The following is a 9614-nucleotide window of genomic DNA, read 5'->3' on the forward strand; positions in this document are numbered from 1 at the left end:
CATTGGCAGTTGGCAGGCGAAAGAGCCGAGTGCTTTTCAGCGGTTACTGGCAGAAGCCGGCATCAGGAGTCTGGAGATACCCAAGACGACTTGGAATGCCGAGGTGGAGACGATACACAACGCCATCGAATTTGAGTTTTTCGAGGTGGACGGGTTTCGGGACCGACGGGACTTCTTCTGCAAGGCGGGCGGGTATCAGCTCTGTTACAACCTGGAACAGAAGAACTGCAGTCGTGACAACAAGAGTCCGCGTGAGATACTGGCCGAGGTTGCGCAGCAGGTAGACCAGGGCGTCCTCCTGCTGCCTGCGCTCGACCGTGACGGGTGGCTGACCCTGCGGGTATCATATGAAACGCGCAGGCATCAGGCAAGTGGTCACGATTCACCTTGGCCGGCCCTACAGAGATGCTGCCGAGCTTGACACCACGTGACTGGCGAGTGTAATTGAGGCGTATGGAATGCGAGAAAGAATCGGACAAGACAGACTGGGTAAGACGTGCGCTGACACCAGTGATTATCGTCGTTGCCTGCGTTGGTGTGACACTTGCCGTTCTCGTTGTCCTGCACAATACGAGGCGGATTCGACTCGGACGACCACCAGTCAGACTGACAACGATGACTGTTGAGCAGGAGTTCAAGGCTCTCAAGCACAGCATGCAGCGGCGGCTGGCTAGGATTGAGCGCCGATTCGTGAAGTACCGTACGAGCGTACCGAAACTTGAGCCCAGGCAGGATTCGCTAGCGACATTGTGCGTGTCCCGGATTACCCAATTCCGTTCAGCGGTCGCGGTGCTGGATACCGCGGATCCGGTTCGGGCCCTGCGAGAGTTGAAGCCCGAACTTCTAAGGGACTACCGCGACCTGGTTGAGGTTGTTAGCCAGTTTGTGAGGACGTTTGCCAGTGCGAATCAGGAGTCTGACTCACTGGACCGCGAGCTCTTGAATATCATCAGCGAGTAGACGCGGTTAGGGGTGTAGGCGTAGTCAGCGGGGGATATGGTCCTTTCGCCCGAGATGACAGACTACGGCAGACGAATCAGTCTTGAGGCGGGAGCCAGACACAGAACAACTCATGACCTTCGAAAAACAGGATTGAGAGACGATTGCCGCAGTTTTCAGTCTGTTACCGGAGCGTCCGACTAACGGTATCTGGGACCGACTCCAAGAACTTTGGCTAAGGCTCGAATCACGGAGCCGTACCGCCTTCTGTTTGTTGTTCCGTTCCCCGCCCGACGTGAAGGCGGGAGAAGTCACGAGAGAAATGCTGATTCTGGCTCACAGTGCCGAGCTTGACTGAGTGGCAGTTTGGCATATCTTCCTGTGTGTTTTGGCGCTTAGAAGTTACGCGCCGTGGGCGCGACCCGCAGTCTGGTGCACTCAGTCAGGACCTAAGTTCTGTCGGTCTGCGAAATCTCCCCAAGCTCAGGTTGGTGAGACTGTACTTTCTTGCCGGTGATCTGTCCCAGGAGCAGGTGGAAGAGCTTGCTTCACAAGTGTTCTCTGATCCGGTAAGTGACACTTATCGGGTGACGACGAACGAGGTGGCGGTATGTGACCTTGAAATTCTGTACAATCATGGTGTCATGGACCCGAGCGTAGCTGGCATTCAGCGAGCGATTGCTGATTGTGTGAACAGGACAGGTCAGCAGGGATGTCGGGAATCGAAGCCACCTTCAGGGGTGCAGGTGCGGACCGGACGGGGGTACTACTTCGGGCGGAAACTTTCTGCGGCTGAGTTTTCGCTGGCGCAGCGAGTGCTTTTCAATCCACTCATTGAACATGCATGCCAGCCCGGAGAACAGGTATTCGCTGAGCCAGCCGAGTTTCGATTCACACAACGGGTTGTGGAGTTGCGGGGTAAGTCCGCCGAGGAACTCAATCGTATTTCGAGAGAAGGACTGCTTGCTCTAAGTCTGGAGGAGATGCTCGAACTGCAGCGATACTATGAGGGGCAAGACCGGGACCCAACCGAAGTGGAGCTAGAGACGTTCGCACAGACATGGTCTGAGCACTGTCAGCATAAGACTTTTCGGGGAGAGATTGACTTCAACGGGCATGAACTAAGAAACCTGCTGAAGTCAACGATTTTTCGAGTTACTGAGGAACTTGCTCCAGACTGGTGTTTATCAACGTTCAATGACAATTCGGGCGTGATAGCATTCGACGACAAGTACGGTGTTACCTTCAAGGTTGAGACGCATAATCATCCATCAGCTCTGGAGCCCTACGGGGGTGCGGCAACCGGCGTTGGTGGTGTTATCCGGGATTGCCTTGGTACCGGCTGCGGGGCGAAACCGATACTGCTAACCGACGTCTTCTGCTTTGCACCGGTAACGACGCCGGTCGAGAGCGTTCCTCAAGGTGTGATTCACCCGCGACAGATAATGCGTGGGGTAGTCGCCGGAGTACGCGACTACGGTAACCGGATGGGCATCCCGACTGCTAGCGGGGCGGTGTATTTTCATGAAGGGTTCATCGGCAATCCGCTAGTATTCTGCGGCGCGGTGGGCCTGATTCCTCGTAGGTTGGTCAGGAAGCGGGTGTGTAAAGGACAAGCGATTGTACTGGTGGGTGGTCGGACTGGTAGGGACGGGGTTCACGGCGTGACTTTTGCATCGCTGGAGCTCGGCCAGGATTCTCAGGAGTTCTCGTCTGGTGCAGTGCAGATTGGAAATCCGATCGAAGAGAAGAAAGTGGCTGACCTAATACTTGCGGCCCGAGACGAAGGACTCGTCGAGGCAATAACTGACTGCGGGGGAGGAGGTCTTTCGAGTGCGATCGGCGAACTGACAGCTTCGCTAGGGTGTGAGGTGGAACTAGATCGTGTACCGCTGAAGTATGCAGGATTGAGCCCCGCTGAGATTTGGATTTCTGAGGCCCAGGAGCGGATGGTGATTCTCACGTCTCAGAGAAAGGTAAATCGGCTCCTAGAGCTAGCCCGTGCTCTTGATGTGGAGGCGACGGTTATGGGACACGTGACCAAGACCGGTCGGCTCGTACTGAACTTCCGGGGTTCAAGGGTGGCGGACATTGACATGAAGTTCCTGCACTCCGGGTGGCGCGGAACGAAGCGGGTAGCGCGCTGGAGCAAACCGGAAACGGCGGACCCATTTGTCCGAACCGACCAGGATCTGACGGACGTGCTCGTGAGACTATTGCAGGCTCCGAACATTACGAGTAAGGAATGGGTAGTCAGGCAGTACGACCACGAAGTGCAGGCGCAGACCGTGGTGAAACCATTCTGCGGGCCGGACCGTGCTGGTCCGACCGACGGTTGCGTCGTTACACCGGTCAAGGGCTCATACCGGGCGTGTGTCATCGGCTGCGGGCTCGCTCCCCGATACGGTCTTATTGATCCCTACTGGATGGCGGCTTCAGCGATTGACGAGGCATTGCGTAACTGTGTGGCGCTCGGCGCCGACGTCCGGCGGATTGCCCTCTTGGACAACTTCTGCTGGGGCAGTCCGGAACGACCGGACCAGCTTGCGGGATTGGTTCGCGCCGCCCAGGCTTGCTACGATATTGCCAAAGGGTACCGCGTACCTTTCATCTCTGGTAAGGATTCGTTGTACAATGAATTTCGGACTAAAAGTGGCAATTCAATACCGGTTCCGCCGACTTTACTTGTATCCGCACTGGGCATTGTCTCGGATGCCCGGCGTACTGTCACAGCGGATTTCAAACAAGCTGGTTCCTGTGTGTACGTGGTGGGTGAGACCCGCGAGGAACTCGGCGGCAGCGAGTACTTCCGAATGCACCAGGGATTGGGCAGGGAGGTACCGAAAGTGGAACCTCGCTCGGGGCGCAGGATAATGACAGCGCTTGGCCGAGCGATACGGTCCGGATTGGTGAACGCATGCCACGATATAGCTGAAGGCGGACTTGGGGTTTGTCTCGCTGAAATGGGCTTTGCCGGTCGGGTCGGTGCACGAGTAAGACTGCGCCGGGTGCCGGGAGCAGGGTGTTTCCGCCGAGATGATTTTCTTCTGTTCAGCGAGTCCAATACCAGGTTTGTCTGCGAGGTCCGGCCTGAGGCACGCCGGTCTTTTGAGGCCTTGTTGGGTAACGTGCCCTGCAGTCCAGTGGGACAGACGACTTCTGAGCCAGTACTGAGCATTGTTGGACTCGATGGTGCAGAAGTCGTCAGACTCGACCTAGATTGGGCGATGTCAGTCTGGCGAAGAAGCTTGAGCAAACACCTTCAGTAAGGTAGGTTCCGGACTATGGTCCTGCTGGCCTGTTGACTAGCAGTTCTGGTCATCAGCTGAACAAGTTCTTCCAAGTTCATTGTGTGACGATACTGGAGGAAACGAACAAGCAATGGCAGGCTAACTCCAAAGACAGTGGCGACCCGTTCGCGGTTGCGCTGCAATCTAGATCCAGCCTGACCGCAACTGGTGCCGTACATATCGGCGAAGATCAATATCGGCCGGCCAGGGTATCGGGCAACAGCTTTGCTGAGCCTCCGATCCAAGTCACGGGCTGACTGATTGCTACCGGAGACCACTAGGAGGCCGGCACGGTCCGGAACGATAGAAAATGCAGCGCGGCGGAGAGCCTCAGGCAGACCGCCATAGCCGATGATGACTCCGACAGGCGGTCTTGGCGTCTGGCGTTTGGGATTCAGTCTTGCGGAAGAAGCACTGGGTATCGTCGTCCGCCCTGCAACACGGTTTTTCAATCTTTCTCTTTTCCTACTCCTGGTCATCGGTGATATGCGGATCAACCTTCGGTTCCTTGCCCATGACTCGCTTCAGCTCGTCATTGAACACCTTGGCCGGATGGTAGCCGAAGACCTTGAGTATGTGGTTCTTGGCAATTACTTCGCACACAAGGGCCAAATTCTTGCCGGGTATGACAGGTAGGGTAACGAGGGGGATCCGGACGCCGAGTATCTCGGACAACTGCTCCTCAATACCAATGCGTTCGTAGTCCATGCCCTGTTGAAAGTGCACCAGACGCACTTCGACTTCAATCCGCTTCTGCACTCTAAGAGCACGGATGCCGTAGAGACCGTACACGTCCACGATACCCACGCCCCGAATCTCGATGTGGTGGGCAAGCAGCGGCGTCTTTGCCGCGGAATAGCCCATCAGGATGCCGGTACCCCGGCGCAACACCTTGACGAGGTCGTCTGCAACCAGCCGATGGCCGCGATGGACCAGGTCGAGAGCACATTCGCTCTTGCCGATTCCGGACTCGCCGGTTATCAGCAGACCTACTCCGAACACGTCCACCAAGTCGCCGTGTATGTGTTCTTCTGGAGCCAACCGATAGTCGAGATAGGCGGTCAGGCGATGGATGAACGGGGTCGTGTCCATAGGGGTGCGTAGGACGGGTATGGTGTGGCGGTCAGCTAATTCGGTCCAGACTCTGGGTAGCATCAATCCCTTGGCTACGATAAAACAGGGAGGTCCGAGTCCAAACACCCTGGCTACAGCCGCACTGGCCGAATCCGGTGTCAGCGTCGCCAAGTAGGACAGCTCGGTAGAGCCGACAATCTGAATGCGTTCACGCAGGAATACGCCCGTGTACCCGGACAGTGCCATGCCTGGCCGGTTGATATCAGACGTGGATACCAACCGTTGCTCCAAGCCCGCGGCCCCGCCCACAAGTTCCAAGTGCCACTCTTCCTTGCGTTCGGCGAACAAGGTGGCGACAGTTATCTGCTTGCCTTCGCCCATACTATTCGATCCGACCACCCCTGGTTCGTCGTCGGTCGTGAAGCTTACCCTCGTGACGCCGGAGCTGAACCATCAGCTTGTCCACAAGGTCAGTGACCGCGGCGTACATATCGGGTCCCTCCCCCTTGGCAGCAATTACTGCAGTGCGTAGGTGGAGCCTGCCCTCGGCGATGTCATTGACGTGGTCTTTGAATAGGACAATCTCACCAGCAAGAACGAGGTCATTGAACTTGTCAAACTTGGATACCTTCGAGTCTACGTGCCGTCTAAGATTCGGCGTGATTTCAAAGTGACGGCCGGTTAGGTTCAGTTTCACGGGACCTCCAGGTGTATATCGGAATAATGATAGACTTCCGCAAGAACAAGTCAAGGGAGTAAAAGGGTCAGGACATCGTTACCAGGGTAGGGGAAGTTCTACTGGCAGGGGTGGCCGCAAACATCGACGCAGCACGCAGCAGGTGGTCGGCACGCGCTCCTCGGTGCGCCGGTTTGGCCGGCTACTTGAAGCCATCGGGGCTCCTCCAGTAGACTGTACAGGGTTCAAGAAAACCAGAAGGAGCCCACGATGGTTTACTACGGCGAATTGTACCGGCAACGTAAGAAGCAGGCAAGCATGATCGGCCGGGAAAAGCTAGTAGCAATTCATGCTCAGACCGGCAGTATCTCGGCAACCGCCCGACGCTGCAAGACCAGCCGGAATGTGGTCCGGAAATGGGTGCGGCGATTCGAGGCCGAAGGCTTGGCTGGACTGGGAGATAGGTCGCGTCGGCCTCGGCACAGCCCCAACCGGACTCCTGAGGCGGTGCAGGAGCGGATTCTGGCCGAGCGGGACAAGACCGGCAAGGGTCGCAAACGGCTGGCTTGGGAACTAGCGCTGAACGAATGGACCGTGCGTAATGTGCTCAGACAGCACGGCAGGTGTCGGAAGCGTAAGCTGCGGCACGTGCTCTACCCGGCAGTATGGGCTTGGGATGTGCGGGTGCCTTTCACTCTGGCCCAGGTGGATGTGAAGGACGTTTTGGACAAAGGTGCATTGGGTACGGCCAAGTACACGCGTTACATACGGTTAGGTCTGCCCCGGTATCAGTGGACGTTCTGTGAGGCGAAGACGCGATTTTGGCTGCTGGCATACAGCTATGAGCTGAATCAGAGTAATGGGCTGTTGTTTGTGGCACTGGTGATGGCTTGGGTGCGGTCGTATGGGATACAGACTGAGGTGAACTGGCAGGAAGACTGGGGCATGGAGTTTGGCGGGGACAATGCGGCGAAGCTTTTGGAGTTGGATCGGCAGTGGTATCGGCCGTACGGCGCGGTCCTGCGGCGAGCGCCGAAGGGGCGGAAAGGGTATCAGGGGCGGGTGGAGCGGAGCCATCGGACCGATGACGAAGAGTTCTACCTGTCGTTGCTGGAGCGCATCGGGAGCGTAGGCGAGTTTCTTGAGTATGCTGGGCGGTGGCAGTACTATTACAACGTGCGACGGCCACACTTCGGGCACGACATGAAGGGCAACACGCCGTTAGTGCAGTTGCGGAACAAAGGTGTTGCACTACCGGACACATTTGCCTGCTTTCCCATGGTGCTTCTGGACCAGCACGCTGAGCTTGTCTAGAAACCCTCTTGCGCAGGTCCGGGATTGGACGTCATGGCCTTCAAGGCACGTCTTCCGGTTACGTCTGGAGATTTCTGCCTCGGGCTAGGTCGCCCAGGCCAACTTGGCCTCGCCCCTCAAGACCTTCCATCTCATCTTCAGCAGGTTCAGGGCGGTAGTCATCCACTTCCATTCTATCCCAGCTCCCTGCTTTCCACGCAGGAGAAACTGCCGGAATCCCCCTATCACTTTGAGCTGCCCGATTGCCGGCTCCACCAGGCATTTTCTACGCCCGTAGACCGCCTTGCCTTCTTCCGTTCCCAGCTTCTGCCGCATCCTTGCCCGTTCCTCTTCATAGTCGTCACGGCTGATCGACCGGCCCAGTAGGTTGTTACTCACGGTGCACTGCGCCTTGCGCGGACACGCAAGACATACACCACTCGGCGGCCGGTAGATTCTCTTCGTCTGCTCGCTGTACTTGGTCTTGCTGCGGCGCTCGGATGTCCGAGTCATCGTCCGTCCGGCCGGACACCGGTAGCAGTCGTGCTCCCGATCATACCGAAACTCTTCCCGGCCGTATTGCGCCGAATTCCTTCTCGTCGTTCGCCCAATATGCTTCTCCCCGGTCTCGGGTATATACCCGTCCACCCACTCGTCCTCCAAGAGCTTGAGATTGGGGCCGCTGCGGTACCCGGCATCAGCCAGGAACCGCTCCGGCTTCTGACCCGTGGCTTCTTCGATTCCCGCTAGCGCCGGCCCAACCTGGTTGACGTCTACCGGCTCGGTCGTCACTTACGCATACACAATCAGCCGATGCTCGTTCACCGCCACCTGCGCGTTGTATGCCGGCAATGACCCGGCCGGACCGTACATGTAACCCGCATCAATGTCCGTGCTGCTCATAAGCGCCTTCTTATCCCCGCGGCGGTCGGCCTCGGCCAGTATCTCCTTGATCTTCTCCACTCGCGCCTGCTTCTGCTCCAACTCGGCGGGCAACTCATCGCCCCGGCGGTCTTCTCCGTATGCCCCATCGTCTGCCCGGTCCGCTTCCTCGGCTTCGTCCAGCATCCGCTGGGTCTGTTCTTCCAGCCGGGTCAGCTCCTTCTGCCACTCGGCCGGCCGCTTGAAGCTGTCGATGCCGGCGCTGGCACGTACCTTCGTACCATCCAGCGCCACCAGTCCCAATTGACCCAGCCCTATGTCCCGGGCAATGCCTAGGACCTGGGCAAATAGCCGCTTCAACGCGGCTGGGTTGTTGCGCCGGAACAGGCAGATGGTCCTAAAGTCCGGCTGTTCCATACCGGCCAGCCACATGAACACCACGTCTGCACCCAGCCGTTCTGCCAGCTTCCGACTTGCCCGTACACCGTTGGCGTAGCCCCACAGCAGCACTTTCAGCATCATCCGGGGAGCGAAACAGGGCCGGCCGGCGTGATGCACGGTCCGAAACTCGGACACATCCAGGTGGTCAATGATGTCTGAGATGACGCGGGCCGGATGGTCGGCCCGCACCCACTCATCCAAGCAGGGCGGCAACAGAAACATCTTGCGCTGGTCATAGGGGCGTACTGGCATAGACGATACCACTCCTTTCGTAGGGCCGGCCGATTGTCGGAGGGAACACAGTCAATCCACTACATTAGACGCTCTGGCACGCACCGGGGTTTTTGGACAAGCTCTACTACCCCCGGCGATACGAGTTTGACTTTGCGAGGGGGTTGGCTATAATATGAGCGCTGGGAAGGAAAGGAATTGCAGGGTATATGAAGCTCCTCTGGGCTATTCTCGTTCTACAGACTCAGCTCGCCATAGCCAGTCCCGCGTTCAATCTCTCTCCCTCAAGTGGAGAGAGTCTGTTCTCGACCGTTTATGTGGACCTCGACTTTGACGGTCAGGTGGAGCTGATTTCCGCCGACTGGGAGTCTGGCTTTGTTACCATACAATGGGGTGTCGGCACCTGCGACTGCACGTTACTGGAAGTTGGAAGGGGTACTGGGTCTGGCTACGCGCGAGACTTGAACGCTGACTCCTGGCTCGATGTTCTGACCATTGCTGGTAGGACTCTGGTCGTATACTGGGGGGCAGCCTCCGGGTTTTCGAACAACCGGCGGACCGAACTATCCCTGGCTATTTCCGGGCGGCTTAGCATCGGACCACCTGATTCCAGTTTTCTCGCAGGGGGACAAGGTGGAGACCCGCCCAGCTTCGCCGAGCTAGACGCCGCGACGGTGACGATCTTTGCTCCGACTGAGAAGGTGGACTCAAACGTTGTCATCATTCCCAGGGCCCGTATTGCGAATCTAAGTCCTCAGGGTAACAGCATCCCTGTTCGCATGCACATC

Annotated in this window: 9 protein-coding genes; 5 read left to right on the forward strand and 4 right to left on the reverse strand. The window is 57.5% G+C overall.

Annotation, left to right across the window (positions count from 1 at the left end; genetic code table 11):
- From ABIL25_09810 to purL, 3 genes are all read left to right on the forward strand, one after another.
- On the forward strand, positions 1-421 hold a 421-nt coding region (locus tag ABIL25_09810), incomplete at its 5' end, for a hypothetical protein (GenBank protein MEO0082561.1).
- 32 nt (positions 422-453) lie between these two features.
- The gene (locus tag ABIL25_09815) at positions 454-960 is read left to right on the forward strand and encodes a hypothetical protein (protein ID MEO0082562.1); all 507 of its coding nucleotides are present in this window, start codon (positions 454-456) and stop codon (positions 958-960) included.
- 362 nt (positions 961-1322) lie between these two features.
- Positions 1323-4208, forward strand: coding sequence for a phosphoribosylformylglycinamidine synthase subunit PurL (gene purL, locus ABIL25_09820; GenBank protein MEO0082563.1), 2886 nt, complete (start codon positions 1323-1325; stop codon positions 4206-4208).
- A 486-nt stretch (positions 4209-4694) separates the two neighbouring features.
- Here purL and hprK read toward each other — a convergent pair whose 3' ends face one another.
- Both hprK and raiA read right to left on the reverse strand, forming a co-directional pair.
- On the reverse strand, positions 4695-5684 hold the full coding sequence (gene hprK / locus ABIL25_09825; protein ID MEO0082564.1) for an HPr(Ser) kinase/phosphatase: 990 nt from the start codon (positions 5682-5684) through the stop codon (positions 4695-4697).
- Position 5685: 1 nt separating this feature from the next.
- On the reverse strand, positions 5686-6000 hold the full coding sequence (raiA, locus tag ABIL25_09830; GenBank protein ID MEO0082565.1) for a ribosome-associated translation inhibitor RaiA: 315 nt from the start codon (positions 5998-6000) through the stop codon (positions 5686-5688).
- Between the two features lie 249 nt (positions 6001-6249).
- Between raiA and ABIL25_09835 the strand changes: the two genes are divergently transcribed.
- Complete coding sequence (locus ABIL25_09835) at positions 6250-7293, forward strand: helix-turn-helix domain-containing protein (GenBank protein MEO0082566.1); 1044 nt, start codon at positions 6250-6252, stop codon at positions 7291-7293.
- Positions 7294-7377: 84 nt separating this feature from the next.
- On the opposite strand, the gene ABIL25_09840 is transcribed toward ABIL25_09835, so the two are convergent.
- Together ABIL25_09840 and ABIL25_09845 are read right to left on the reverse strand one after the other, a co-directional pair.
- Complete coding sequence (locus ABIL25_09840) at positions 7378-8064, reverse strand: transposase (protein MEO0082567.1); 687 nt, start codon at positions 8062-8064, stop codon at positions 7378-7380.
- Positions 8065-8847 carry a transposase gene (locus ABIL25_09845; GenBank protein ID MEO0082568.1) on the reverse strand — a complete coding sequence of 261 codons (783 nt, stop codon included), beginning with the start codon at positions 8845-8847 and terminating at the stop codon, positions 8065-8067.
- Positions 8848-9035: 188 nt separating this feature from the next.
- Between ABIL25_09845 and ABIL25_09850 the strand changes: the two genes are divergently transcribed.
- Positions 9036-9614 (forward strand): hypothetical protein (locus ABIL25_09850; protein ID MEO0082569.1); only part of this gene is annotated, 579 nt, incomplete at its 3' end.

The organism is candidate division WOR-3 bacterium (genome assembly GCA_039801365.1).
In the GTDB taxonomy this organism is placed as follows: Bacteria; Hydrothermota; Tepidihabitantia; order Tepidihabitantales; family Tepidihabitantaceae; genus JBDRUN01.

Coding starts and splice junctions, on each gene's coding strand:
- hprK (MEO0082564.1), bottom strand. CDS start 5,684: ATGGGCGAAGGCAAGCAGATAACTGTCGCCACCTTGTTCGCCGAACGC.
- ABIL25_09815 (MEO0082562.1), top strand. CDS start 454: ATGGAATGCGAGAAAGAATCGGACAAGACAGACTGGGTAAGACGTGCG.
- ABIL25_09835 (MEO0082566.1), top strand. CDS start 6,250: ATGGTTTACTACGGCGAATTGTACCGGCAACGTAAGAAGCAGGCAAGC.
- ABIL25_09845 (MEO0082568.1), bottom strand. CDS start 8,847: ATGCCAGTACGCCCCTATGACCAGCGCAAGATGTTTCTGTTGCCGCCC.